Below are 25,143 nucleotides of genomic sequence, written 5' to 3' on the forward strand. Positions count from 1 at the left end.
GCGGATCGTATGCGTGCCTGCAAATTCATGACCGTAGCGGCGCTGATGGCGGGGGCGCTGACGGCTGCGCCTGCCATGGCGAAGACCGTGGCCCTGTCGCACTTCACGCTGATCGACGGCACCGGTCGCGCTCCGGTCAAGAATGCGGCACTGATCATCACCGACGGCAAGATCAGCTGGGTCGGCCCGGCCGCGCGGCTCAAGGCGCCCGCCGGCGTCCAGGTCCAGGACCTGACCGGCAAGTTCGTCATGCCCGGCATCATCGACAGCCACGTCCATCTCGGCCTGGTCGATGGCATCACCCAGGACCTGAAATATTATACGCGCGAGAATGTCGAGCAGCAGCTGAAGCTCTATGCGGCATATGGCGTCACCTCGGTCCAGGTGCTCGGTACCGACAAGGACGAGATCCACGACATCGTGCGCGACGTCCGCGCAAATCCGGCGGGGCGCGCCCGCGTCTGGACGGCCGGGCGTGGTGTGGTGTTCAAGGGCTCCTATGGCGGTGTCGCCGGGCTGCCTGCTCAGGTCGCGACGCCGGCCGAAGCGACGGCGATGGTCGATCGTGAAGTCGCCAAGGGCGCTGACTTCATCAAGCTGTGGGTCGACGACGAGTTCGGCGACATCGCCGAGCGCATGCCCCCGGCGATCAGCAGCGCCGTCATCGCCGAGGCGCACAAGGACGGCAAGAAGGCCGTCGCCCATATCTTCTATTACGACAACGCCAAGGAACTGACCCGCGAGGGCGTCAACGGCTTTGCGCATTCGGTTCGCGACAAGGCGGTCGATGCCCCGCTGCTGAGTGCGATGAAGGCGAAGGGCGTGTGGCAGATTGCCGCGACGCTCAGCCGCGAAGCGAGCTTCACCTATGACCTTCTGCCGTTCGTGGACGATCCCTTCTTCGCGCGGGGCGTGAGTCCGTCGGTGATCAGCGATCTGAAGAATCCCGAGCGCCGCCAGCGGCTCAAGGCCGGCGCCCATTTCGCGCAATATCCGGCGGCCCTGACGACCGCGATGGAGAATTTCGGACGCGAGGCAAAGGCCGGCATTCCCTACGGCATGGGCACCGATAGCGGCCCTTCGGCACGTTTTCCCGGCTATTTTGCGCATTGGGAGCTCGAGCTGATGGTCAAGTCGGGCATCACGCCGCTCCAGGCGCTGACGGCGGCGACCAGCAGCAACGCGACGTTCATGGGCGCCACCAATGTCGGCACGATCGCGCCGAACAAGGCTGCCGACCTGCTCGTGCTCGATAAGGATCCGACGGCCGACATCCGCAACACGCGCGCGATCGACAGCGTCTATCTCGCGGGTGAGCAGGTTCCGACGATCTGGCAGACCTGCACCGGCCGCGCCGCCGATGCCTGCACCGGCGGACCCAAGTGACTGAGGCCAACTCGGGCGTGCGGGCCCCCCGGCCCACGCTTGTCCGCCACAAAGTGCTGTGGCTGACGGTGCTCGCCTATCTGATTACCTATATGGACCGCGTCGTCATCTCGACCGCGGCGCCGTCGATCCAGAAGGAATTCGGATTCGACGACGTGACCAAGGGCTGGATTTTTGCAGCCTTCCAGATCGCCTATGCCTGTTTCCAGATTCCCGGTGGGTGGCTAGGCGACCGGTTCGGTCCGCGCCGCGCGCTGACCGGTGTCGTGCTCTGGTGGTCGACCTTCACCGCCGCCACGGCCCTGACCTGGTCGGCGGGATCGATGATCGTCTGCCGGTTCCTGTTCGGCATGGGCGAAGCGGGCGCGTTCCCGATCGCGACCCGGTCGCTCTCGCGCTGGATGCTGCCGTCGGAGCGCGGATGGGCGCAGGGCCTGACTCATGCCGGCGCGCGCCTGGGCGGTGCGGTGACCCCGTTCTTCGTGGCGCTTCTGATCGTAGATTTCGGCTGGCGGATTCCTTTCGTTTTGTTTGCCGTCGTTGGCGTGGCCTGGGCGCTGTTCTGGTTCTGGTATTATCGCGACAGCCCACGGGAACATGCCTCGGTCAATGAAGCCGAGCGGCAGATGATCGAAGGATCGCTGGGTGCGGGCCGGGCGAAGGCGTCGGTTCCCTGGGCCAAGCTGCTCGCGCGGCCTCAGCTCTGGCTGCTATCGGCGATGTACTTCTGCTACGCTTATTGCATCAACATCTTCCTGACTTGGTTTCCGACCTATCTTCACGACGCTCGGGGCTATGACATCGCGATGATGGGGCTGTTTGCCAGCATGCCGCTTATGGCGGGCGTGCTCGGCGATCTCGCCGGCGGCTGGGTTTCGGATCATCTGGTCAAGCAGGGGCGTGGCCTGCGCTTTGCCCGGCGGTGGGTCTCGGTGATCGGTTTCGTGATCGCCGGCACCATGATCCCGCTCGCCGTGGCGTCGGACAATCATGTCGTCAGCATCGCCTGCTTTTGCCTCGCCTTGTTCGGCCTCGAGTTGACCGTGGGCGTATCCTGGGCGGTCACGCTCGATATCGGCGGCGAGTTCGCCGGATCGGTGTCGGCGGTGATGAACACCGTGGGCAATCTCGGCGGCACCGTCGCTGCAGCGGCGACAGGCTATATCCTAAAGGCAAGCGGCTGGGGTGCGGCGTTCGCCGTGCTGGCTGTCCTTTGCGGCATCGCCGCGCTGCTGATGTTCACGATCGATGCGTCGCGCCAGCTCATCCCCGAACCCGCGCATGAGTGAGCGGAGCAGGGCTATGCGGGGCGCGTCGACAGCCATGAAAACGAGTCCGGGGCAGGGGTTCCTGTCCTCAGGGAGGGCGAAATGAAGTATCTTGCAGGTCTGACAACGTTAGTCATTGTGGGCGGCGCGGCGACCGCCATTTCCGCCGCACCACCGGGGGATGCCGCGAACGGTGCCGTCATCTTCAAGAAGTGCGCTTCGTGCCACAGCGTCGATCCGACAGGTAAGAACGGCCTTGGGCCCAATCTGCGCGGCATCGCCGGCCGCAAGGCGGCGATGGTTGCCGGCTTCAATTACTCGCCTGCGATGAAGACGTCGGGGCTGGTCTGGAACGACAAGAACCTCGCCCGCTTCCTCGCCGGGCCCCGCCAGGCGGTCCCAGGCACCAAGATGATCTTTATCGGCCTCCCCAAGCCGCAGGATCAGGCGGACGTGATCGCCTATCTCAAGCAGAACAGCGCCAAGAAGTAACTCCAGGACTCACGACATGCGTATCCCCTCACTCTCTCGTTCGGCAGGCATATAATGAATATTTTCGGCGCCATGCGTCTTCCCCGCTCGGTCCTGTTCGGCGTCGGTCAGCGCCGCGCCATCGGCAAGGTGACCGCCTCGTTCGGCAAGCGCGCCTTGATCTGCACCGACGCCCGTCTCGGCGCCGATCCGATGTTCAAGGCGATGCTCGCCGACCTCGAAGAGGCCGGGGTCGAGACCCGTGTCTATGACCAGACCCAGCCCGACCTGCCGGTCGAGTCGATCCTCGAATGTGTCGAACAGGTCCGCGACTTCACCGCGGATGTGGTGCTCGGCATCGGCGGCGGCAGCTGCATGGATCTGGCCAAGGTAGTCACCGTGCTGCTCGCGCATGGCGGCAACATCAGCGACTATTATGGCGAGTTCAAAGTGCCCGGCCCGGTCCTGCCGCTGGTCGCCGTGCCGACGACCTCGGGCACCGGCTCGGAAGTGACCCCGGTCGCCGTCGTCTCGGACAATGCGCTCGGCGCGAAGGTTGGCATCGCCAGCCCCTATCTGATCCCGGCGGCAGCGATCTGCGATCCGGAACTGACCGTCACCTGCCCGAAGGGGCTGACCGCCTGTTCGGGTTCCGACGCGATGACCCATGCGGTCGAGGCCTTCACGGCGCTCGCCCGTCCGATCGATGCGATGCTCACCCAGGAGCATGTGTTCGTCGGCAAGAACGTGCTGTCGGACCATTTCGCCAAGCTGGCGGTGAAGAGCGTGTGGGACAGCCTGAAGGCGGCCTATGACGATGGCAGCGACATGGTCGCGCGCGAGCAGCTGATGCTCGGCTCACTGGCCGCCGGCTGCGCCTTCGGTGTGGCGGGCACGGCAGCGGCGCACGCCCTGCAATATCCGGTCGGCAACCTGACCCATACCGCGCATGGCGATGGTGTCGCAGCGCTGCTGCCCTATGTCATGCAGTTCAACCGTCCCGCGGCGGTGCCGGCCTTTGCCGAACTGGCCCGCGTAGTCGGCCTGGGCTCGCCGGGCGACGACGAGGACGTGCTGTCGCAGCTCTTCATCGATGGTGTCGCGGACTTGTTCGCCTCGGTCGGTATTCCCACTTCCCTCAAGCAGCTCGGCCTGGCCGAAGACATGCAGGAATATGTCGCGGAGAATGGCCTGAAGGCGCAACGCCTCGTCAAGAACAATCCCCGTCCCCTCGATCTCGACGCGATGCGGAGCATCACGGCGGCCGCCTATGCCGGCGACCGTTCGATGCTGCTCGATCGCGTGAATCAGAACCTCCAAAAGGCAGTATGATGGCATCCCTCAATACCTACGCAGCCCCCGCCGCTGGTGAGCACCAGGCGCCCTTCGCCATTCCGACCGATCTGCTGATCGGCGATTCCTGGGTCGAGGGCCGTGAAAAGGCCCGGATCGACGTGGTCAATCCGTCGACTGGCGCCGTGCTGACCGCGATTGCCGACGGCACGATCGAAGACGGCCTTGCCTGTGTCGACGCCGCCGAGGCAGCCGCTGCCGCCTGGGCCGCCACCGCGCCCCGCGCCCGCGCCACGATCCTGATGGCATGCTGGGAAAAGATGATGGCGAACGCCGAATGGCTCGCCCAGCTGATCAGCCTGGAGAATGGCAAGTCGCTGCCCGACGCGCGCGGCGAAGTCGGCTATGCCGCCGAATTCTTCCGCTGGTATGCCGAGGAAGCCGTGCGCATCAACGGCGAGCTGTCGATCTCGCCGGCCGGCAGCAACCGCATCATGGTCCAGTATCAGCCGATCGGCATCTCGCTGCTGATCACGCCCTGGAATTTCCCGGCGGCGATGGCGACCCGCAAGATCGCCCCGGCGCTGGCCGCGGGCTGCACCGTCATCCTGAAGCCGGCGGCGGAAACCCCGCTGACCGCGCTCGCCGTCGCGCAGATCATGCTCGACGCGGGCGTGCCCGCCGGTGTCGTCAATGTGATCAACACCAGCGATGCGCCCGGCGTGTGCCGCGCGATGCTGCACGATCCGCGCGTGCGCAAGCTCAGCTTCACCGGGTCGACCGAGGTTGGCCGCATCCTGCTGCGCGAATGCGCGGACCAGGTGCTCAGCGCCTCGATGGAGCTGGGCGGCAATGCACCGTTCCTGGTGCTCGACGATGCCGATCTCGATGCGGCGATCGAAGGCGCGATGGTCGCCAAGATGCGCAACGCCGGCGAGGCCTGCACCGCGGCGAACCGCTTCTATGTGCAGCGCGGCATCTATGAGGCGTTCACCCAGAAGCTGGTCGAGCGCATGGGCGCGCTGAAGGTCGGTCCGGGCTATGAAGCCGCGACCGAGTGCGGCGCGATGATCAACCAGGAAGCGATCGACAAGATCGAGACCCTGGTTGCCGATGCCAAGGCGAAGGGCGCGCGCGTCCTGATCGGCGGCGAGACCCCGACGGGCGACGGCTTCTTCTACCCGCCGACGGTGATCGCCGACATCCATGCGGATTCCGAGATCCTCACGACTGAAGTGTTCGGCCCTGTGGCGCCGATCACCGTGTTCGACGACGTGGAGGATGCCATCCGCCTCGCCAATGCGACCGAGTTCGGCCTGGCCGCCTATGTCTTCACGGGTGACCTGAAGAAGGGCCTCGCCATTTCGGAGCGGATCGAGGCCGGCATGGTCGCGCTCAACCGCGGCCTTGTGTCGGATGCTGCGGCGCCGTTCGGCGGCGTCAAGCAGAGCGGCCTCGGCCGCGAGGGCTCGCATCACGGCCTGCACGAATATACCGAAGCCAAGTACATCGCCGTCAGCTGGTAAAGGCTGGCACACGGCAAAACGGCCGCTCCCGAAAGGGGGCGGCCGTCTTTGTTTGTCCGGACTTCAATTCAACCGCCATGCCGGAACGAGTCCAGCATGGCGGCGGTCAGGTCAATCTCCCGACCAGATCGGGGTCTTCTTGGTCTTGGCCAGGAAGTCGTGCACGCCACGACGGAAGTCGTTGCTGCCATAAACGTTGGCGATCAGGTCCTGGATGTCGGGCAGATTGTCGAAGGTCATCCGGCGGATCGCCTCCTTGGTCGTGCGCGTGGTCAGCGGGGCGTTCTCCGCCGCGCGCTGCACGAGGGCCTCGACGGCTGCGTCGAGTTCGTCGGGCTCCACCATCTTGTAGAGGAAACCGCTGTCGAGCAGTTCCTGTGCGGTGATCATCTCGCCCAGCAGGACCATGCGCTTGGCGATCTGGACGCCCACCGCGCCGCCGACGCGGGCATAGCTGCTGCTCGACAGGCAGTTGCCGATGGTGCGGCCGATCGGCGAGCCGAACTTCGCATTGGGCGTCGCGATGCGAAAATCGCAGGCGGACGAGATGTTGATGCCGCCGCCGACCGCCCAGCCCTCGACGATCGCGATCGTCGTGGCGGGGATCTTGTCGATCGAGCGCATGAAGATGTCGATCTCGTTCTCGTAATCGACGCCGTCCTGGCCCTTGTCGAAATGGGCGAAGCCGGAGATGTCGGTGCCCGAGATGAACGCCTTGCCGCCGGTGCCGCGGAAGGTAACGACACGCACTGTCGGGTCATTGGCGAGCTGCACGCAGATGTCGTGCAGGTCGACCCACATCTGGTGAGTCAGCGCGTTGTGGGCGGGGACGTTGTCGAACCGGACGCGGGCGATCGCGCCGTCGCGCTCGAGGATGGTCTGGCCGCTCATTCCGCTGCGTCCACCGGCGCTTCCGGCAGCAGGCCGCGCTCGCGCAGTTCGCGGCGGATCTCGTCGCCATGCTCGTTGATCAGCGGCGGGGGCAGGCGGACTTCCTGCGGCGTGCCCATCATCTTCACCGGGAAGCCGAGCGATTTGAAGGTGCCTTCGACCGGGTGAGCGACCTCCATCACCATGTTGCGGGCGAGCGCCTGCTCGCTGGCCATGGCCTGCTCGTAATCGAGGATCGGCGCGGCGGGCACGCCGGCGCCGAGCAGGGCGTCGATCCATTCCTGCTTGGTGCGGGTGAGGAAGGTCGGTGCGAGCTCGGTGATCAGCTCGATCCGGTTGGCGACGCGCGCCGCGTTGGTCGAATATTCGGGCACATCCTGCAGCTCTTCACGACCGAGGATCTTGAGGAAGGTCAGCCACAGGCCCTGGTTGGCGGCGCCGATGACGAACCAGCCGTCCTTGGCCAGCACCGCCTGATAGGGGCCGGACATGCGGTTGGCGGAACCGATCGGCTGGGGCGACTTGCCGGTGCCCCAGAGCTCGGTCGTCTCCCAGATCGACAGGCCCATCGCCGCTTCGAGCAAGGAGGCGTCGATATACTGGCCGACGCCGGTCTTTTCGCGGCCGATGATCGCGCTCAGGATGCCATAGGTGCAGAACAGGCCGGCACCGAGATCGGCGACGGCGATCGAGTTCTTGGCCGGTTCCATGCCGGGGAAGCCGTTCGAGCTGAGCACGCCCGACATTGCCTGGGCGATCAGGTCGAAGCCGGGGCGCTGCGCCCAGGGGCCGGTCTGGCCGAAGCCGGAGATGCTGGCATAGACGAGGCGGGGGTTGATCGCGCTCAGCGTCTCATAGCCCATGCCGAGCCGGGCGGCGACGCCGGGCCGGGCATTCTCGACCACCACGTCGGCGGTCTTGACCAGGGCGTAGAGCACCTCGCGGTCGGCTTCGTTCTTCAGGTCGAGCGTGATGCTGCGCTTGTTGCGGTTGAGCGCGAGGAAGCCGGGGCTGTCCTCACCCTTCAGGCGGAAGCCCATCGAATGCCGCGTCGAATCGCCCGTCTTCGGCGGTTCGATCTTGATCACGTCGGCGCCCATGTCACCCAGCATCATGCAGCAGAACGGGCCTGCCATGACCTGGGTGATATCGAGCACCCGGATCCCCGAGAGCGGCAGCGTGGTCATATCGATTCCTTATTCTACTTCTAGTGACGGTTCAGGCGATCGCCTCGATCCCGTCGGCCGCCTCTGGCGCGCCTGGGACGAGTTGTTGGTTGGGGTTTACCAGATACCACACCGCGCAGCCCAGGACGGCCAGGGCGCCCGCGACGCCGAATGCGGCGACCCAGCCATATTGGGCGGCAATCCAGGGCGTGAGCGACGCCGTGAGGGCGCCGCCGATCTGGCATCCCATGTTCATGAAACCGGCGACCACGCCGGTGTGCGGGCCCGCGATGTCGGCGCTGACCGACCAGAAGGAACTCTGGGAAAGATACATTGCGCCGGCACCGCCTGCCAGGACGACAACGGCAAGGCCGGTGCTCTGGGTCATCGCGCCCAGTACCAGGAAGATCGCCGTGAGGGCGAACGAGATCATGGCGAGGACCGACCGGCCGGCATACAGGCCGCGCGTCGCGGTCACGCGGTCGCTGATCCAGCCGCCGGACAGGCAGCCGACCATCATCATCAGCGGCGGCAGCATCGAGTAGAAGGCGCTTGCCTTCAGATCGACGTGACGGGCCTCGGCCAGATAGATGAAGAACCAGCTGAAGAAGATCCACACGACATAGCCGAAGCAGAAATAGCTGACGAACAGGGCCCATACGTTGCGGCTGGACAGGATCGCGCCCCAGGGGAGCTTGGTGGCGGGCGCGTTCGGCGAGGCGAGCCCTGCGCGGATATGGGCGAGTTCGCTGGCGGACACCCTGGGGTGGTCTTCCGGCTTGTCACGGGCGAGGAAGAACCAGACGAGCGCCGCGATGAAGCCGATGATCGCGCAGGCGTAGAAGGAAGCGCGCCAGCCATGGCCGGCGATGACCATGGTGATCAGGGGCGGGCTGAGCGCCGAGCCGGCGCCGACGCCGGCGAAGATCCAGCCATTGGCCTTGCCGCGCTCCTGTACGGGGATCCAGCGCGAGATGAACTGGTTGCCGGCAGGATACATGATCGCCTCGCCCGCGCCGAGAAGGAAGCGGACGATGACGAGGAGAGTCAGCGCATGCGCTCCGGTCGGCGTGACGAGCGCCGTGGCGATGCTCAGCAGGCCCCACCAGATGATGCCGATGGTCAGGACCTTGCGCGGGCCATAGCGCCACGCGAGCCATCCCGCAGGAACCTGAAATGCCGCATAGCCGATCAGGAACGCACTGAAGACCCAGCCCAGGTGGATCTGGTCGATGCCATATTCCTGGCGCATCTGTACGCCGGCAACGGAGATGTTGGTCCGGTCCAGGAACGCGACGGCGCTCAACAGGAACAGCATGAAAATCAGTAAGACCCGCACCCGCGAGCGTCCCATCGTGGCTGTCATGTCACTCCCCTTTTGCTGGACGTCCTGCCGTGCGTTCGCCGCAGGATCATATTGTATATGATATTCCAGCCTGCTAGCATCGGTCGAAACAAAGAACAACGTCTGAGCCGGGCCGGGTAAACACCGACAATGGTCGAGGGGAGATATTAGGTTGAGGAAGCATCTGTTGGCGTGCGCGATGATCGCGCCGATGTTTATTGCCGTGGCGGCGCACGGGCAATCCGCCCCCGCCCGGCCGGCCAAGGCCCTGGCCGACCGGATCGGCCACACCGACCCGACAAAATACCGGCATGCCGCAGCGGTTCATGATGGCGCCGGTTCCATGGAATTCGGCCAGATCTTCGGCACCGATGCCCTCAGCACCAACCTTCTGTTCGTCCATCGCGGCGTGATCGCGCCGAAAAGCGGCATCGGCGAGCATTTCCACAATAATTGCGAAGAAATGTTCGTCATCCTCGACGGTGAGGCGCAGTTCACGATCAACGGCCATACCTCGCTCATCAAGGGCCCGGCCGCAGTGCCCGACCGGATGGGTCAGGCGCACGGCATCTACAACCCCACTGACAAGCCTTTGCAGTGGGTCAATATCAATGTTGGGCTGACCAAGACCTACGACGCCTTCAACCTGGGCGATCCGCGCACCAACGTCACGCTGGATCCGATCCCGCAATTCATCTCGGCGCGGTTCGATCCGGCGCTGTTGCGGTCCGTCGCGGCGATGGATGGCGGCACCGGGACCGTACAATATCGCCGTGCGTTCGAACCCAATGTCTTTTCGACGCCTTGGTCCTATGTCGATCATCTCCGCATCCCCCAGGGGGCGTCGGTCGGCACACGGGCGATCGAGGGAATGAGCGAAGTCTATCTCGTGATTGCGGGCGACGGTGACGTGACGGTGGGCGCCGAGACAGCGGCCATTCATACCGGTGATGTCATTCCCGTCGAGGTCGGTCAGTCGCGATCCATAAAATCAACAGGAGCGGTTCCGCTGGATATGATGGTGATTGGTGTAGCGAAGGACCTCGCGTCCAAGACGTCCTACATGGCGGCGCAGGCTGCTCGTCCGAGGGGCGCCCGTTGAGGATCGCCCTGCTGCTCGCGGGCGCCGCGACGATCGCCGCCTCCATCTCCGCTCCCATCAGTGCTGCGCCGGCCGGCAAGGACTGGCCGAGCTATGGCAATGATCAGGGGGCGGGCCGCTATTCGCCGCTGACCCAGATCACGCCACAGAATGTGGACAAGCTCACGGTCGCCTGGACCTATAACATGAAGCCGGCCGGTTTCGTCGCGCCGGCCTTCCCGCCGATGCCGAACGCGCCGGCCAACACGCCACCACCGCCACGGCCGCGTTTCTCCTCGTCGCAGGCGACGCCGATCGTGATGAACGGCGTGATGTACTTCCCCTCGCCCTACGGCAAGGTCGTCGCGCTGGATGCCGATACCGGCAAGGAGATATGGACCTACGCGCTGCCTGAACGCGACCAGGCCTCGACCCGGGGCGTGCAATATTGGCCCGGCTCGACGGCGAAGGGCGCAAAGCCGGAAATCGTGTTCGGCACGCGCTCCGGCCGGCTGATCGCGCTCGATGCCGCCACTGGCGTGCCGGTGCCCGGCTTTGGCGACAACGGCATCGTCAACATGAAGACGCCGGAAATCACCAACGGCAACCCCAATACGCAATATGGCATGTCGGGGCCGCCGGCCATCTATGGCGACCTGATCATCACTGGCTCGCGGGTTCAGGAAACGCCGTCGCTCGGCGCGCGCGGCGATGTCCGCGCCTGGGACGCGCGGTCCGGCAAGCTGGTCTGGACCTTCCATACCGTGCCGCAGCCCGGGGAGCCCAATTTCGGCACCTGGGCAGGCGATAGCTGGAAGAACCGGTCGGGTAACAATGTCTGGACCCAGATCGTCGTCGACGGGAAGCGCGGCATTGCTTACCTGCCGATCGCGGCGCCCAGCTTCGATCGCTGGGGCGGGGACCGCAAGGGCGACAATCTCTATGGCAACTCGATCGTCGCGGTCGATGCCAATAACGGAAAATATCTCTGGCACTTCCAGGTCGTGCACCACGATATCTGGGACGTCGATCTGCCGGCTGCCACGCTGATGGAGGTCAAGAAGGGCGGTCGCACCATCCCGGCGATCGCGGTGATGAGCAAGATGGCGATCATGTTCATCCTCGACAGGGTGACCGGCAAGCCGATCTATGACGTGAAGGAGGTGCCGGTCCCGACCGAGACCGATATCCCGGACGAGGTCCCGTCGCCGACCCAGCCGATGCCGTCGGCGCCGCCGCCGCTCACGCGCCTGTCGTTCGACATGTCGGAAATCGCCGCGATAACGCCCGAGATCAAGCAGCGCTGCGAGAAGGTGGTGAGCGATTTCAAGATCGTCCCCAGCAAGATGTTCCAGCCGCTACGGGCCGACTCTGCCGTCGCGTTCTTCCCGGGAAGCCTGGGCGGCATCGATTATGGGGGCGGCGCCTTCGATCCCAAGCAGGGCCTGTACATCACCAATGTGAACTCGCTGGCGAGCCCGCAGCAACTCGCCAAGCAGGCCAACGGCTCTTATGATCTGGCGCGCGGCTATGTGTATTTCTGGGATCGCGAAACGCGCACACCGTGCGGCCCGCCGCCCTGGGGCGAGATGGTCGCGGTCAACGTGAACAGCGGCAAGATCGCCTGGCGTGTGCCGCTCGGCACGACCGACAGCCTGCCCGAAGGCAAGCGCGACACCGGTCGGCTGAGCTCCGGCGCACCGATCGTCACCGCAACCGGGCTCGCTTTCTTCGGCGGCACCGACGAGAACAAGATGCGCGCCTTCGATACCCGCACCGGCAAAGTCCTGTGGACCGCGACCTTGCCCGCGGCGATCTATGGCTCTGCGATGACCTATGCTGGTAAGAGCGGCCGCCAATATGTCGCCGCGGTCGATACTGGCGGTTTCAACGGGGCGCCGGTGTCGAGCGATGCGGTGCTGGCGTTCGCCCTTCCGAAATGAGCGCCGAAACAAGTCTGTAACTGGAGTATCGGGTCGAAATGTCTGCACGGAAGATAGCGCAAGGTGTGATGGGACTGGCATTCGCGGTCGTGGCGACTCGTGGGCTGGAGGCGCAGAGCGCGCCGCCGGCTCCGGCGCCCGCCGCGCCTGCGGCGGCGAGCGCCGCTCCCACTCCGCCGCCGGGCCCTGCCCTCAATGTCATCAACGAACGCTGCAGCGCCTGCCATTCGACAGCGAGCGTCTTCAACCAGCGTCGCAGCGCCGACGACTGGGCGGCGACGGTGCAGCTGATGGTCGATCGCGGTGCCGATCTGACGCCTGACGACATGAATATGGTGGTCGGATATCTGGCAACGAATTTCGGGCCGGAGCCGGCCAAACCCGCGGCGAAATAGCCTGCGGCGGGGGTGAACCCGACCGGACGAAAAAAGCCCTGCGGGAGAGGATCGAGTGATGAAGTCGGTACTGAAATACGCGCTTGTCATGGGCGCAGGGATTGCGGTGGTCACCACCGCGGTCGCGCAGACGCCGCCCGCCGCGCCCGCGGTGTCTGAAGTGGTCAGGGCCGATCCGGCGCTCGATGCGCTGATCGCGCCCGACGCGCAGATCGAAAAGGTCGCCACCGGCTTCAAGTTCGTCGAAGGCCCGATGTGGCGTGAGGGAAGGTTGTGGTTCTCCGATGTCGGCGGCGAGGAGATCCGCGCGGTCACGCCGGACGGCAAGGTCGAACTACTGGTCGATCATGCCGGCGGCTATCCCAATCCGAAGCCGGGCAAGACGCTTGGGCCGAACGCGATGGTCACCGACAAGGACGGCACGATCATCTATGCCCAGCAGGGTGGCCGCAATCTCTCGCGGCTCGACGCGACGCTCGCGATCAAGCCGTTCCTCAGCACGTACAACGGCAAGAAGATCAACAGCCCGAACGACCTGGTCTTCGCCAAAGACGGCGCGCTCTGGTTCACCGATCCGCCCTTCGGCCCGATGAACATGGAGCCCTCGCCGCCGCTCGAGCAGGAATTTGCCGGCGTCTATCGCTACGCGAACGGCAAGCTGACACCGATGGTCACCGACCTGAAGCTGCCAAACGGCCTTGCTTTCTCGCCTGACGGCAAGACCTTCTACGTCAACAGCTATGGACCGGAGATGTTCACGCGCGCCTATGACGTGGGCAAGAACGGCGCATTGTCCAACCCGCGCATATTGTTCAGCTATGATCGCAGCATGGGGCGGGGCGGCCCGGACGGCCTGAAGGTCGATGCGACCGGCAATGTCTGGAGCACCGGCCCAGGCGGCATCCGCATCATCAGCCCGCAGGGCAAGCTGCTCGGCCAGATCAAGCTGCCCGAAGTCGCCGCCAATCTCGCCTGGGGCGGTGCCGACGGCAAGGATCTCTATTTCACCGGCTCGACGAGCATCTACCGTCTCCGGACCAAGGTCGCCGGCACGCCGCCGCTCTACAAGCGCTGATCGGCCTGCCTGTACTGGCCCCCTCCCGTCGCTCCCGAGCACGGGATACCTTGGCGGGGCGCCGCTTCGGCGCCGTCCCGCCGCCTTTCATTATCGGGTGGCAGCATCCGTAACGGCGGGCGCTGGGCCATGGCCAGGAGAAGACCGTGAAAGGCAGATTTTCCGCCGGTGCCGTCCTGCTGGTCCCGACCGCCCTGGTGATCCCTGCGATCATCGCTGCCCAGGCATCCCCACCCCCGGGGCAGGCCCCGATCCAGGCTGCCCTGCCGGCTGACCCCGAGCGCGACCGGATCATCGCTGAATCGGCGGCGGAACGTTCACGCGAGATGAAGCTGCTCGGTATCACCGCGCTGGCCCCGACCGTGTCGGCACGGGATCCGAACAAATCCGATTTCGCCAATTTCGACGAGGCCCGGGCCAATCCCTTTCCCGACCTGCCCGATCCGCTGACCACCGTCGCTGGCATCAAGGTCACCAGGGCAAGCGGATGGCCCGCCCGCCGTGCCGAGATCGCCGAACTGTTCGACCGCGAGGTCTATGGGCGTCTTCCCGCCAATATCCCGGTGGTGAGCTGGCGCGTTGCCGAAACGGTCGAGGAAACGATCGGCAAGACCCGGGTCATCACCAAGAAGCTGATCGGCCATGTCGACAACGCGGCCGCCCCGGCAATCACCGTCGATATCCTGATGAACGTCAGCACGGCTGCGGCATTGAAGGGCAGGGGTGTGCCGGTCGTGATGTCGTTCGGCTCGGTCAATCCCCGCCCGCGTCCGCCGGGTGCGCCCGCGCTCCCGCCGGAGCCCGATTACCGCGAGCAGTTGCTGGCGCAGAACTGGGGTTTCGCCACGCTCGACACCAACAGCGTCCAGGCGGACAATGCCGCCGGGCTGACCCGGGGCATCATCGGCCTGGTCAACAAGGGCCAGCCGCGCAGCCTCGATGACTGGGGCGTGCTCCGCGCCTGGAGCTGGGGTGCCAGCCGCGGCCTGGATTATCTCGCGACCGACACGGATGTGGACGCGAAGAAGATCGCGATCTTCGGCCATTCGCGTGGCGGCAAGGCGGCGCTGGTCGCGCTCGCTTATGACCAGCGTTTCGCCACGGGATTCATCAGTTCCTCCGGTGCGGGCGGCGCTGCGCTCTATCGCCGCAATTTCGGCGAGGGCATTCCCAACCTGGCGGCAGTCAATGAATTTCACTGGTTCGCCGGCAATTTCCTGAAGTTCGCCGCGCAGGGCCACAATGCCAGCGAGATGTCGGTCGACAGCCATGAACTGATCGCGATGGTCGCGCCGCGCCCGCTGTTTATCGGCGGTGGCGCTCTCATCATGACTCCGCTCTCGGCCGTGCCCGGCGACGGTTGGGTCGATGCGCGTGGCATGTTCATGTCGTCGGTCGCCGCCAGCCCGGTCTGGACGTTGCTCGGCAAGAAGGGCCTGCAGACATCCACCTTTCCGCCGATCCTCACCTATCTGGGCGACGGCGACATTGGATATCGCCAGCATATCGAGGGGCACACCCCTAACCCGAATTGGCCCTATTTCATCAAGTTCGCCGGCAAATACTGGAAATAGCCAATGCGGATGGGCCCTCGGTTGCCTGGCATGATCGCCGGTCGATTTTTCCAGGCGCCTGCCACGGATGTCGCGCCGCGATCGAAGAGTGGTCCCGCCACGCCGGGCCAATAAACCCCGTTTCCGTAGCGGCCTGCTGGCACCGTCGAGCCTCGCGACGCCGGCATGTCCATGCTGACCACAGCGCTGCGATCATCCTTTCCCGAGACGATCCGATATCCTATAGGTGTTGCATAGACGCCACGGCGCCGTTGCATTTCGAGACCTACATGGACAACCCCGCCTCCCCCGTTACCTTCCCGCCCGCGGGCTATCGCTCGCCGCGGCCTGCGCCGGTGCCGACCCTGGTCGCCTGGGCGCATGAGCATCTCCTGTCGATGCTGGTTTCGATGGAGATCGCGCCCGGCACGCGCATCGGCATCGATGCCGTTGCCCGCAAGCTCGGTATTTCGCAAACGCCGATCCGTGAGGCGCTGAGCCGGCTCGAGGCGGAAAAGCTCGTCATCAAGGTGCCGAACGTCGGCTACCACGCCAGCGCGCAGATGACGCCGGCCGAAGTCAGCGACCTGTACGTGCTGCGCCAGCTGATCGAGCCCTATGCCGCTGCCCGTGCCGCTGAATCGATGAACGACGAGACGCTTCGCCAGCTCTCGGCGATGGAAGAGGAGATGGACCGGATCAAGACCGAGACCGGCGTCGCCTATGCCCGCTTCGCCGAGGCCGATGCGATGCTGCACAGCCTGGTCGCGACCGGCAGCGGCAACCATCTGATTGCCGAGACGATCGAGCGGCTGCACATGCACCTCCACATCTTCCGCTTCCTGTTCAACACCAATGCGCCGCAGGAAGCCGCGCAGGAGCATGCCGAGATCATCCACGCCCTGCTCGCGCGCGATCCGGCCGCGGCCGAGACGGCGATGCGGGTCCATCTGGAGCGGTCGCGTATCCGCATGGAAGAGGCCTCGATCCGCATCGCCGCCCGAGTCTCGGCAGAGCCGCGCACGGCCGGAGCCCCCCGCCGCGACGCCTGAAGCAGGCGGAACGCGCACTTTCGTTCTTCCTCGCCGCGGGCCCGGTGCACGCGTAGCGTATGCTCGTGCATGACGATTTCCATCGACGGGTCCGTTCATGGGGACCCGCCGACCGGACGGCGTGCGGCCGGCGCCTAATCGCATGAAAAAGATTTCACGATTCTAATGAGGGCTTGGAATCAATTTATTTATTTCATCGCGATCAAGCACATGGATCACTTGCCGCTTGCAAGAAGTCTGTAATGCAACCTAGGTATCGCGGACACGAATTGGGGGATTCGTCGAGAAGATGCAGCAGATTGTTGGCCTCGCTATTGTCGTGCTTGCCGGAGGAGCGTCCGTTGCGGCGTTTCTCTACCTGCGCCGGCGGTGGGTGCGGAACAAGCGCAGCCGCCGCAGGGTGCGCGCCGACCTGACGGGCATCATCCGCGATCCTCGCGACTGATCCAGCCGGGCTCGCCGCCGCTGAGGCGGCAATCGACCATTCGCTCTTTGCGTGACCGCAAAGGTCGACCGGGTCGAGTTGCCGTATGGCCCGCGTCCTGGATTGGTGCAAAAATCTCCGACGTGGTCCGCCGGCCGACTCATGTCGAACGAGCGGATAGTGTTGTCGCCGAACTCGACATTCGCCAGCGGATTGCTCGCTGCGTACAGACCCAGCGAACTGAAGTCGGGCACATTCCTGAAGCGAGTAACCGCCTGGTCGGCTAGAACACTTCACTGCGGGATCAACCGGAGCACAGCCTTGACCGCATAGAACGACGATTGGGGCGACAGGGGCGGAAGCCAAACGCGTGCCGCATGTTGCGTACGTGTCGCACGGACTCGCCGTGACTCGCAGAAATCGGCGGAAATCCATGGAATCGGCGTGCAACACGCCATCGCCGGAAAACCGACAATAGCGCGTTCATATATAAAGGAAAATGGTGGATGCCCCGTGAGGATCATAACTGTTTGACCGCCGGTTTTCGCTGCCGTCCGTTTACCTCTTCGTTCCTGATAGATTCTCTTTCCCCGTTCCGTGTTCGTTCGTTGACTTTCGCCAGCAGCCGCCAAATAGTGTGGGAACGAGTGAGGGAATTCTTTGGGCAAGCTGACGGCACTGGCGGTGAAGAATGCGAAGCCGGGCCGGCATGGCGATGGTGACGGGCTCTACCTGCTCGTCAAACCCTCGGGCGCCCGCTCCTGGCTCCTGCGCGTCCAGCAGGATGGCAAGCGCCGCGACATCGGGCTTGGGTCGGTGAACCTCCAGCCGCCGGCCAAGCGCAAGGATGACGAGGAGCAGGTCGGGGATGATATCCCGATTTTATCCCGGCGCCATCTGACCCTCATTGAAGCGCGCGAGAAAGCCTCGCTGCTGTCGAAGGTCACCAAGGCCGGACGGGATCCGATCACCGAGCGCGACAAGGATCGCACCCGCGTCCCGACGTTCAAGGAGGTGGCGATCGCTGCCCATGAGGCGCTTTCCACGGGATGGGCGCCGAAGCATGCCGCATCGTTCCTCTCGTCGCTCGAGGATCACGCCTATGGCAGCTTGGGCAGCCTACCAGCATCTGCGGCGGCGGCGCGTCCTTCTCGACGTGCCGGCACTCCATCTCCCGCGTGTTGTGACGACGAATATGATAGACGTGGCCCCACGTCTTGATGCGCTTGAACCGCATGGTGACGAACCGCCGTCCTTCGATTGCGTCCTGCCCCGTCGCCATGCCATCCTCCTGTGGTGGCTAATATTGTGACGGATGCCGACTCCCATAAGCAAGGAGGGGGTCGGCAACTTTTTGCACACTGCGTATCGGTCTCACATACTAGACCGATGGCGCTCATCAACGCATCTGCAAACCCTTGCTTCAAGCGACCCGTTCCTAGATTGTTCTCTCTTCGAATCGTGAGCGCCCCAAGGCCTCGGAAGGCGTCAGATGATTGAGATGGAACCCGTGGTCCTTCAGGAGGACGAGAAAACTGGGGATCGGTTCCTCGTTTACAGCACGGATAAGGGGCTTCGTCTCGACATTCGGTACGAGGGGGACTCGCTTTGGATGACCCAAGCCCAGATTGCCGACCTGTTTGGTGTGACCCGGCAAGGCGTCAATAGCCACCTCAACAACATTTACGAGGAGGGCGAACTGGACCGGGCCGCAACCTGCAAGGAAATCTTGCAGGTTCGAGAGGAAGGTGGCCGTGAGGTGAACCGCCGCACGCTGATCCACAACCTCGATGCGATCATTGCGGTTGGTTATCGCGTCTCGACCAAACAAGGCACCCTCTTCCGCCGCTGGGCCACCGACAAGCTCGTTCAGTTTGCGACGAAGGGCTTCGTGATCGATTCAACGCGGCTTAAGCAACCCGAGAATGCCGACCGCCTTGCCGAGCTGCGCGAGATTATTCGCGACATCCGATCGGATGAGGCAAACGTCTATCGCGAACTGCGAAGCATATGCGCGATGTGCCAGGATTATGATGGCGAATCCGAAGCTTGGCGGGACTTTTACACGAAAACGCAGGCGAAGATCGTCTATGCCGTCACATCTCACACGCCCGCGGAGATCCTCCAAACCAGAGCAGATGCGAGACAGCCAAACATGGGGCTCACGACCTGGCCTCATGACAACATTCGAAAAAACGACGTAACCGTCTCTAAGAACTATTTTGGGGATGCGGAGGTTAAGGAGCTTAACCGCCTCACTACCATACTTCTCGACATCTTCGAGGACCAGGCCGACCTGGGCCGACTTGTGATGATGGACGACGCGCGGCGGATCCTCGACCAGCAACTGCAGTCTCTCGGGCGCGTCTTGCTCACCCACGGCGGAAGCGTGTCGGCTAGCGATGCAAAGCGGCGCGCTGAACGTCAGTATGAGATCTATAGCGCGGCTCGCAAAGCTGAGCGCCAGATGGAGGCTGACAAGAACATCATCGCACTTAAGGAGCAGACCAGCGCTCTTCCCAAGGCGCCTCGAGCTAAAAAGTAGCCGCGATCGTCAGGTGATCGCCGCGCCAACCACGAAGGCATATCCGACGCGTCGCAATCATTTTTTAATCGCAGGCTGTGGATAAAGTGCCTCACCGCGCGGATGAGTCGGCTCACCGCTATTTTGTCTCGGTTCATCGTGACATCGTGTGGCGTCAGGCGTAGCATCTCAAATGGAAAGGGAGTGTTACGCATGGCTCACGCGATCGAGGTCGAAATTGAACGCAATTTCGCTGCGTTCAAGGACATGCTCGCGAAGCTTCTTCCGCAGAATGCCGGCAGCTACGCATTACTACACGATCAAGAGCTTAAGGGCATTTATGCCACTCCTGGCGATGCCGAGCGCGCCGGATATGCCCAGTTCAAAGAAGCTCCATATTCGGTTCAGCTTGTAACCGATGAGCCAATTGATCTAGGCTTCTATTCATATGCGTTATATAACGGGTAAGCTGGAAAGCGGCCGCATTCGGATAAAGGTCGGTATCAGACCTTTTCGGGACTACAGTCCCGTCGACGGTAATTCGACCCCGTTTGCGCTCGAATATACCCAGTTCATTGCTCTGGTAGATACTGGCGCAACGCGCACGTGCGTCACTGAAAATGTTGTACAGAAGCTTGGGCTCCAACGCCGAGGCCGCGAAGAGATATGGAACATAAAGCGACCGGAACTGCACTGGACGTACATGTTTCACGTTGGAATCTGGCCAGAAGCTGAGAATGGTACGCCACAGACTGTCTTTGGAATCGGCGATGAGATCGTCGGGATCGATGTGGGCAACAATCGATTCTTCGATGTATTGCTCGGGATGGACATTATTGGGCAGGGCTCCCTACACCTCCGAACCGATGGAACGTTTCAGATGGGGTTTCCGGGTTAAGCTCGAGCCGATTTGAGACCCAAATTGCGGAGGAGCCATGCAATTGGACGCTGGGTGGGCTGGCATAATTGGCGCAGCCTTGGGCTTTGCGGCGACAATCGGTGGCAACATCGTAACGCATTGGTTGAGCGGCAGGCGAGCCAATGGCCTGGCGGAGAAGAGGCGAACTCGGCTCCGGGAACTGCTCATGGACCCGAAATATCAGTTCAGGAGCATGAACACATTGTCGGCCTCGATCGGCGCATCGGTGGACGCGACAGCAGAGTTGCTCATCGAAATGGATTGCCGCACGTCCGACTCTGACCGTTCCGCCTGGGGGCTGATTTCGCGCAACCCTCGCGCTCAATAAGCCATTCGCCCGACTGCTTCAAATGTGCAAAGTGGGAGCGAATGTGGGAACGAATACGCCATATTGGCGAAATGCCGTTACATATCACATACATGGCGATGGTAGATGGATGCCCCGTGAGGATTCGAACCTCAATAGACGGAGTCAGAGTCCGTAGTCTTACCATTAGACGACGGGGCAACGTGGGGGGCGATCTAGGGGCCTCGGCGGAGGCTGTCAACCAACTGTGGGTGCGCTGCTTGCCGTGCATGACAGGCTGCGCTACCTCTTTGGCCAAGCACCGAACGTCAGGTCATAAAGGCCTGCCGCGACGGCAGAACATAAAAAGCGAGTACAGACGGCATGGGGGATCATTCGCCCAAGATGCCGTACCGGCAGGACAGACCTGCCCGTTCGGCGCCGCCCCCCGGCAAGACAGCGGGGGCACCACGCGCGCGCTGGCCCGAGGCGCGGCATTTCGCCGCCCTCGATCTCGGCACCAATAATTGCCGCCTGCTGATCGCGCGGCCGCAGGGCAATGGCTTTGCCGTGGTCGATGCCTTTTCGCGAATCGTGCGCCTCGGTGAGGGGCTCGCCGCAACGAACCGGCTGAGCGATGCAGCGATCGACCGGACCCTCGCCGCGCTGAAGGTCTGTGCGGACAAGCTCAAGCGCCGCAATGTCGCCCTGTCGCGCTCGGTCGCGACCGAGGCCTGCCGGCGCGCGACCAACGGCCAGGAGTTCATCGCGCGCGCCTATGAAGAGACGGGCATCCATCTCGACATCATCTCGGCCGAGGAGGAGGCGCGGCTTGCCGTGCTCGGGTGCCATGCCCTGATCGAGCCGGGTGAGGACCCTGCTCTGGTGTTCGACATCGGCGGTGGTTCGACCGAACTGGTGCTGGTCGATACCCGGCCGAAGGTGCCGGTGGTGCTCGACTGGCACAGCGCGCCCTGGGGTGTCGTATCGCTCACCGAGTTCGCGGGCGGGGGCACCGGGGCCGACGGGCTGGCCGCTGCCTATGCCCATATGCGGAGCCTGGTCGCCGAGAGCTTTGCCGGCTTCGCCAGCCGCCTGCCGACCAACCTGGACTCTCCGCGGCTGCTCGGCACCAGCGGCACCGTCACGACGCTTGCCAGCGTGCATCTGGGGCTGTCGCATTATGATCGCTCGGCGGTCGACGGGCTGATCGTGCCGGCGGCCTCGATGCGCCGCATCAGTTCGGACCTTTCGCGCATGAGCCTTGCCGAGCGTGCTACCTTGCCCTGTATCGGCAATGAGCGCGCCGATCTGGTCGTGGCCGGCTGTGCGATCCTCGAGACGATCCTCGATCTATGGCCCGCCGAACGGCTGGGCGTCGCCGATCGCGGCATCCGCGAAGGCATTTTGCGCCGACTGATCGGTGGGAAGGCGCTATGAAGGTGATATTGTGAACAAGGACGGTGGCGGGCTGCGGGTCCGCGTCAAGACGGCGCGACGGCGCACCGCGCAATCGACGCGCTGGCTCGATCGGCAGCTCAACGATCCCTATGTGAAGCGCGCCAAGGCGGAGGGTTATCGTAGCCGTGCCGCCTACAAGCTGATCGAGCTCGATGAGCGATTCGGTTTTCTGCGCGGCGTGAAGCGCGTGGTGGATCTCGGCATCGCGCCGGGCGGCTGGAGCCAGGTCATACGGCGCCGCTCGCCCAAGATCGCCATTGTCGGCATCGATCTGCTGCCGGTCGATCCGATCGACGATGTCACGATCTTCCAGATGGACTTCATGGATGACGCGGCACCGGGGAAACTCACCGAAGCACTTGGCGGGGCGCCCGATCTGGTGCTGTCGGACATGGCGGCCAATACCGTCGGCCATCCCCAGACAGACGCGCTCAGGACGATGGCGCTGGTCGAGACCGCGCTTGCCTTCGCGGTCGACGTGCTCGAGCCGGGCGGCGTGTTTGTCGGCAAGGTCTTCGCTGGCGGCGCCGACGCCTCGCTGGTTGCCGAGCTGAAGCGCAACTTCAAGACGGTGAAGCACGCCAAGCCCCCCGCCAGCCGCAAGGGTTCGTCCGAGTGGTATGTGGTCGCGCAGGGCTTCAAGGGGCGGCGTGACGCCGCACCCGAAAGTGAATCAGCCTCGTAAGGATGTCGGCCGTCCAGCGTGGCGACAGGAGGAAACAAAAAGGCCCGCGGATCGCTCCGCGGGCCTTTTTGTTCGTCCGGTGACCAAAGGGCCTCAGCCCTCGTAGTCGCCGCCCAGATTCTGGTTGCGCGGCGGTGCTGCGGCGGTGAGGCGGAGCGCCTCGGCCGAAGCGGCCAGCGAGCCGATTTCGTCGGGCGTGTCCTCGTCATCGACCTGGACCCGCTGCAGGCCGGAAACGACCGCCTCTTCCAGGTGATTCGGACGCACCGTCTCTTCGGCGATCTCGCGTAGCGCGACGACCGGGTTCTTGTCGCGATCGCGGTCGATCGTCAGATCGGCGCCGCCGGAAATCTGCCGCGCACGCTGGGCTGCGAACAGCACCAGATCGAACCGGTTGGGAATCTTGTCGACGCAATCCTCGACAGTGACGCGCGCCATGAATGGCTTCCTTCGCAAACAACGATAGAATGAAGACCCGCGATCTAGGGCGCGACTGGCAAAGAGTCAAGGAATCCGGCTTGCCCCCGTCTCCGCGGACGGCCACATCAGCCAGATGACCGAACCCGCCGTCCAGCCGAGCTTCACAGTTGACGGCAACACACTGACGATGCTCGATACCGGACCGCGTCGACTGGAGGCGCTGATCGCCTTGATCGCGGGCGCCGAACGCACGCTGCGCATCATCTACTACATCTATGTCGACGACGATGCCGGCGCCCGGGTGCGCCAGGCGATGCTCGATGCGGCGGCGCGCGGGGTCAAGGTCTCGCTCGTGGTCGATGGCCTTGGCAGCGAACAGGCCGAGCAGCATCATTTCTTCGAGCCGCTGCGCGATGCAGGGGTCAATGTCTGCCGCTTCGTGCCGCGCTGGGGCCGGCGCTACCTGCTGCGCAACCACCAGAAGCTCGCGCTGGCCGACGAGGCGCGGGCGATCATCGGCGGCTTCAACGTGCAGGACAGCTATTTCGGCACGCCGGCGGAACAGGCATGGCGTGATCTCGGGCTGCTGGTCGAGGGGCCCGCCGCCGAGCATATCGCCGGCTATTTCGACGCGTTGTCGCGCTGGTCGAAACAGCCCAAGGCGCCGCTCCGCTCGCTCCGCCGCGCGCTCGGCACCTGGAGCGAGCCGGAGGGCAAGGCACGCTGGCTGTTCGGCGGCCCCACGAGGCGCCTGTCGCCCTGGGCGCGCGCGGTGAAGCAGGATCTTCAGGCAGCGCAGGCGATCGATATCATCGCCGGCTATTTCGCGCCCAGTTCCGGCATGCTCAAACGGCTCGACAGTGCCGGCATGCGCGGACGGGTGCGGATCGTTCTGCCGTCGAAGAACGATCATGGCGCGGCGATATGGGCCTCGCGCTTCACCTATGCCGGCCTGCTGCGCAAGCGGGTGCAGATCTATGAATATCAGCCGACCAAGCTCCACACGAAGCTCTTCGTGATCGACGATGTGGTCTATATCGGATCGGCCAATTACGACATCCGCAGCCTGTTCCTGAACCTGGAGATGATGCTGCGGATCGACGACAAGGTCTTCGCGGCGCATGTCCGCGCCTATGTCGATGGCGAGGTCGCCCAGTCCGAACGCATCACCGCCGAGCTCTACAAGGCGCGCACCAACTGGTGGGTCCGCACGAAGCAGGCGGCCGCCTTCTTCGTGATGACCGTGCTCGACTATAATGTGACGAAGGGGCTCAATTTCGGGCCGCGCCGGCGGCTCACCGAAAAGCCCTGAGCCCTATTCCTTCCACGCCCAGTAAAGCTGGGCCGGCGGCACGTTCCACCACTCCATGTCGTGATCGACCTTGGGAATATAGGGTTCGATGAAGTCGCGGCACTTGGGCGAGAACTGATAGACCAGAAAGGCACCGCCGGGACGCAGCACGTCCGCGGTCGCCTGGCCGATCGCATCGCCGACACCGGCAGGCAGCGTGGAAAAGGGCAGGCCGGACAGCACATAATCGGCATGGTCGAAACCATGGTCCTCGACGATCTGGCGTACATCGGCGGCCGATCCGCTCACCGCGAGGAAACGGGGATCGGTGATCTCATGGCGCAGGTAGCGGATGAAATCGGGATTGGTGTCGATCGCGATATATGTCGCGTCAGGGGCAAGCCGCTCGAGAATGTGCGGGCAGAAGGTGCCGACCCCGGGGCCGTATTCGACGAACAGCTTCGTGTTCTGCCAGTCGACCGGGCCGAGCATCTTGCGGATCAGCTTACCCGAGGAGGGGACGATCGATCCCACCATCACCGGATGTTTCATGAACCCTTTCAGGAACATGGCCCAGGGTGAGGACACTCCGGCGGCGGCCCGGCGCTGACGCCGCGCGGCAGTGGTGGAAACGGTCACTGGCGATCCTTGTTTGTCATGATTCACGATCGTCTGTCGCAATCCTGTA

24 protein-coding genes and 1 tRNA gene are annotated in these 25,143 nt (G+C 64.0%); 18 read left to right on the forward strand and 7 right to left on the reverse strand.

What is annotated here, in order from left to right; all coding sequences use genetic code 11:
* Positions 1-9: 9 nt before the first annotated feature.
* The 5 genes from AC1DT7_RS02345 to AC1DT7_RS02365 all read left to right on the forward strand — a co-directional run bounded on the left by AC1DT7_RS02345 (position 10) and on the right by AC1DT7_RS02365 (position 5,944).
* Positions 10-1,386 (forward strand): amidohydrolase family protein, encoded by a 1,377-nt coding sequence (locus AC1DT7_RS02345; protein WP_478033936.1) that lies wholly within the window; start codon positions 10-12, stop codon positions 1,384-1,386.
* Entirely contained in the window at positions 1,383-2,675 is a 1,293-nt protein-coding gene (locus AC1DT7_RS02350) for an MFS transporter (protein WP_478033937.1), read from the forward strand. The genes AC1DT7_RS02345 and AC1DT7_RS02350 overlap by 4 nt, the downstream gene beginning before the upstream one ends.
* An 81-nt stretch (positions 2,676-2,756) precedes the next feature.
* On the forward strand, positions 2,757-3,146 hold the full coding sequence (locus AC1DT7_RS02355; protein ID WP_478033938.1) for a c-type cytochrome: 390 nt from the start codon (positions 2,757-2,759) through the stop codon (positions 3,144-3,146).
* A gap of 54 nt (positions 3,147-3,200) precedes the next feature.
* Positions 3,201-4,457 carry an iron-containing alcohol dehydrogenase gene (locus AC1DT7_RS02360; protein ID WP_478033940.1) on the forward strand — a complete coding sequence of 419 codons (1,257 nt, stop codon included), beginning with the start codon at positions 3,201-3,203 and terminating at the stop codon, positions 4,455-4,457.
* On the forward strand, positions 4,457-5,944 hold the full coding sequence (locus AC1DT7_RS02365) for an NAD-dependent succinate-semialdehyde dehydrogenase (RefSeq protein ID WP_478033941.1): 1,488 nt from the start codon (positions 4,457-4,459) through the stop codon (positions 5,942-5,944). Before AC1DT7_RS02360 ends, AC1DT7_RS02365 begins: the two co-directional genes overlap by 1 nt.
* 111 nt (positions 5,945-6,055) lie before the next feature.
* On the opposite strand, the gene AC1DT7_RS02370 is transcribed toward AC1DT7_RS02365, so the two are convergent.
* The 4 genes from AC1DT7_RS02370 to AC1DT7_RS02385 form a co-directional block, all read right to left on the reverse strand.
* A complete protein-coding gene (locus tag AC1DT7_RS02370; protein ID WP_478033942.1) occupies positions 6,056-6,835 on the reverse strand; it encodes an enoyl-CoA hydratase in 780 nt (259 codons plus the stop codon).
* Entirely contained in the window at positions 6,832-8,022 is a 1,191-nt protein-coding gene (locus AC1DT7_RS02375) for a CaiB/BaiF CoA transferase family protein (RefSeq protein ID WP_478033944.1), read from the reverse strand. The genes AC1DT7_RS02370 and AC1DT7_RS02375 overlap by 4 nt, the downstream gene beginning before the upstream one ends.
* A 31-nt stretch (positions 8,023-8,053) precedes the next feature.
* On the reverse strand, positions 8,054-9,367 hold the full coding sequence (locus AC1DT7_RS02380) for an MFS transporter (RefSeq protein WP_478033945.1): 1,314 nt from the start codon (positions 9,365-9,367) through the stop codon (positions 8,054-8,056).
* Positions 9,368-9,440: 73 nt separating this feature from the next.
* Entirely contained in the window at positions 9,441-9,857 is a 417-nt protein-coding gene (locus AC1DT7_RS02385) for a hypothetical protein (RefSeq protein ID WP_478033947.1), read from the reverse strand.
* Here AC1DT7_RS02385 and AC1DT7_RS02390 point away from each other — a divergent pair.
* The 10 genes from AC1DT7_RS02390 (at position 9,810) to AC1DT7_RS02435 (ending at position 19,861) form a co-directional block, all read left to right on the forward strand.
* The gene (locus tag AC1DT7_RS02390) at positions 9,810-10,448 is read left to right on the forward strand and encodes a cupin domain-containing protein (RefSeq protein WP_478033948.1); all 639 of its coding nucleotides are present in this window, start codon (positions 9,810-9,812) and stop codon (positions 10,446-10,448) included. The genes AC1DT7_RS02385 and AC1DT7_RS02390 overlap by 48 nt on opposite strands.
* Positions 10,445-12,370, forward strand: a complete 1,926-nt coding sequence (locus AC1DT7_RS02395; RefSeq protein WP_478033950.1) for an outer membrane protein assembly factor BamB family protein — start codon at positions 10,445-10,447, stop codon at positions 12,368-12,370. Before AC1DT7_RS02390 ends, AC1DT7_RS02395 begins: the two co-directional genes overlap by 4 nt.
* Before the next feature lie 38 nt (positions 12,371-12,408).
* The gene (locus tag AC1DT7_RS02400) at positions 12,409-12,765 is read left to right on the forward strand and encodes a c-type cytochrome (RefSeq protein ID WP_478033952.1); all 357 of its coding nucleotides are present in this window, start codon (positions 12,409-12,411) and stop codon (positions 12,763-12,765) included.
* A 58-nt stretch (positions 12,766-12,823) separates the two neighbouring features.
* Positions 12,824-13,840: an SMP-30/gluconolactonase/LRE family protein gene (locus AC1DT7_RS02405; protein WP_478033953.1), complete on the forward strand. Its 1,017-nt coding sequence runs from the start codon at positions 12,824-12,826 to the stop codon at positions 13,838-13,840.
* Positions 13,841-13,986: 146 nt separating this feature from the next.
* On the forward strand, positions 13,987-15,414 hold the full coding sequence (locus AC1DT7_RS02410) for an alpha/beta hydrolase family protein (RefSeq protein WP_478033954.1): 1,428 nt from the start codon (positions 13,987-13,989) through the stop codon (positions 15,412-15,414).
* 269 nt (positions 15,415-15,683) lie between these two features.
* On the forward strand, positions 15,684-16,445 hold the full coding sequence (locus AC1DT7_RS02415) for a GntR family transcriptional regulator (protein ID WP_478033956.1): 762 nt from the start codon (positions 15,684-15,686) through the stop codon (positions 16,443-16,445).
* Between the two features lie 289 nt (positions 16,446-16,734).
* Entirely contained in the window at positions 16,735-16,890 is a 156-nt protein-coding gene (locus tag AC1DT7_RS02420; protein ID WP_478033958.1) for a hypothetical protein, read from the forward strand.
* Positions 16,891-17,529: 639 nt separating this feature from the next.
* Positions 17,530-18,090: an Arm DNA-binding domain-containing protein gene (locus AC1DT7_RS02425; protein ID WP_478033959.1), complete on the forward strand. Its 561-nt coding sequence runs from the start codon at positions 17,530-17,532 to the stop codon at positions 18,088-18,090.
* Positions 18,091-18,361: 271 nt separating this feature from the next.
* Positions 18,362-19,414, forward strand: coding sequence for a RhuM family protein (gene rhuM, locus AC1DT7_RS02430; protein WP_478033961.1), 1,053 nt, complete (start codon positions 18,362-18,364; stop codon positions 19,412-19,414).
* A gap of 192 nt (positions 19,415-19,606) precedes the next feature.
* The gene (locus AC1DT7_RS02435; RefSeq protein ID WP_478033963.1) at positions 19,607-19,861 is read left to right on the forward strand and encodes a hypothetical protein; all 255 of its coding nucleotides are present in this window, start codon (positions 19,607-19,609) and stop codon (positions 19,859-19,861) included.
* Positions 19,862-20,746: 885 nt separating this feature from the next.
* Here AC1DT7_RS02435 and AC1DT7_RS02440 read toward each other — a convergent pair.
* Positions 20,747-20,820, reverse strand: a tRNA-Gln gene (locus tag AC1DT7_RS02440).
* A 162-nt stretch (positions 20,821-20,982) separates the two neighbouring features.
* On the opposite strand from AC1DT7_RS02440, the gene AC1DT7_RS02445 reads away from it, so the two are divergent.
* Positions 20,983-22,038: a Ppx/GppA phosphatase family protein gene (locus tag AC1DT7_RS02445; RefSeq protein ID WP_478033965.1), complete on the forward strand. Its 1,056-nt coding sequence runs from the start codon at positions 20,983-20,985 to the stop codon at positions 22,036-22,038.
* A 10-nt stretch (positions 22,039-22,048) separates the two neighbouring features.
* A complete protein-coding gene (locus AC1DT7_RS02450; protein ID WP_478033966.1) occupies positions 22,049-22,744 on the forward strand; it encodes an RlmE family RNA methyltransferase in 696 nt (231 codons plus the stop codon).
* A 93-nt stretch (positions 22,745-22,837) separates the two neighbouring features.
* Here the strand turns inward: AC1DT7_RS02450 and rpoZ are convergent, their stop codons facing one another.
* Positions 22,838-23,182, reverse strand: a complete 345-nt coding sequence (gene rpoZ, locus AC1DT7_RS02455; RefSeq protein WP_272624204.1) for a DNA-directed RNA polymerase subunit omega — start codon at positions 23,180-23,182, stop codon at positions 22,838-22,840.
* A 115-nt stretch (positions 23,183-23,297) separates the two neighbouring features.
* On the opposite strand from rpoZ, the gene AC1DT7_RS02460 reads away from it, so the two are divergent.
* Entirely contained in the window at positions 23,298-24,476 is a 1,179-nt protein-coding gene (locus AC1DT7_RS02460) for a phospholipase D-like domain-containing protein (protein WP_478033967.1), read from the forward strand.
* 3 nt (positions 24,477-24,479) lie between these two features.
* On the opposite strand, the gene AC1DT7_RS02465 is transcribed toward AC1DT7_RS02460, so the two are convergent.
* Positions 24,480-25,094, reverse strand: a complete 615-nt coding sequence (locus AC1DT7_RS02465; protein ID WP_478033969.1) for a class I SAM-dependent methyltransferase — start codon at positions 25,092-25,094, stop codon at positions 24,480-24,482.
* Positions 25,095-25,143: the final 49 nt, after the last annotated feature.

It is taken from the genome of Sphingomonas sp. P3_C6, from assembly GCF_056402595.1.

Excerpts from the sequence above, each read along its gene's own strand:
- AC1DT7_RS02345 (WP_478033936.1), top strand. The coding sequence starts at position 10 with ATGCGTGCCTGCAAATTCATGACCGTAGCGGCGCTGATGGCGGGGGCG.
- AC1DT7_RS02355 (WP_478033938.1), top strand. The coding sequence starts at position 2,757 with ATGAAGTATCTTGCAGGTCTGACAACGTTAGTCATTGTGGGCGGCGCG.
- AC1DT7_RS02360 (WP_478033940.1), top strand. The coding sequence starts at position 3,201 with ATGAATATTTTCGGCGCCATGCGTCTTCCCCGCTCGGTCCTGTTCGGC.
- AC1DT7_RS02365 (WP_478033941.1), top strand. The coding sequence starts at position 4,457 with ATGGCATCCCTCAATACCTACGCAGCCCCCGCCGCTGGTGAGCACCAG.
- AC1DT7_RS02370 (WP_478033942.1), bottom strand. The coding sequence starts at position 6,835 with ATGAGCGGCCAGACCATCCTCGAGCGCGACGGCGCGATCGCCCGCGTC.
- AC1DT7_RS02375 (WP_478033944.1), bottom strand. The coding sequence starts at position 8,022 with ATGACCACGCTGCCGCTCTCGGGGATCCGGGTGCTCGATATCACCCAG.
- AC1DT7_RS02380 (WP_478033945.1), bottom strand. The coding sequence starts at position 9,367 with ATGACAGCCACGATGGGACGCTCGCGGGTGCGGGTCTTACTGATTTTC.
- AC1DT7_RS02390 (WP_478033948.1), top strand. The coding sequence starts at position 9,810 with ATGTTCGTCATCCTCGACGGTGAGGCGCAGTTCACGATCAACGGCCAT.
- AC1DT7_RS02385 (WP_478033947.1), bottom strand. The coding sequence starts at position 9,857 with ATGGCCGTTGATCGTGAACTGCGCCTCACCGTCGAGGATGACGAACAT.
- AC1DT7_RS02400 (WP_478033952.1), top strand. The coding sequence starts at position 12,409 with ATGTCTGCACGGAAGATAGCGCAAGGTGTGATGGGACTGGCATTCGCG.
- AC1DT7_RS02405 (WP_478033953.1), top strand. The coding sequence starts at position 12,824 with ATGAAGTCGGTACTGAAATACGCGCTTGTCATGGGCGCAGGGATTGCG.
- AC1DT7_RS02415 (WP_478033956.1), top strand. The coding sequence starts at position 15,684 with ATGGACAACCCCGCCTCCCCCGTTACCTTCCCGCCCGCGGGCTATCGC.
- AC1DT7_RS02420 (WP_478033958.1), top strand. The coding sequence starts at position 16,735 with ATGCAGCAGATTGTTGGCCTCGCTATTGTCGTGCTTGCCGGAGGAGCG.
- rhuM (WP_478033961.1), top strand. The coding sequence starts at position 18,362 with ATGATTGAGATGGAACCCGTGGTCCTTCAGGAGGACGAGAAAACTGGG.
- AC1DT7_RS02435 (WP_478033963.1), top strand. The coding sequence starts at position 19,607 with ATGGCTCACGCGATCGAGGTCGAAATTGAACGCAATTTCGCTGCGTTC.
- AC1DT7_RS02445 (WP_478033965.1), top strand. The coding sequence starts at position 20,983 with ATGGGGGATCATTCGCCCAAGATGCCGTACCGGCAGGACAGACCTGCC.
- rpoZ (WP_272624204.1), bottom strand. The coding sequence starts at position 23,182 with ATGGCGCGCGTCACTGTCGAGGATTGCGTCGACAAGATTCCCAACCGG.
- AC1DT7_RS02460 (WP_478033967.1), top strand. The coding sequence starts at position 23,298 with ATGACCGAACCCGCCGTCCAGCCGAGCTTCACAGTTGACGGCAACACA.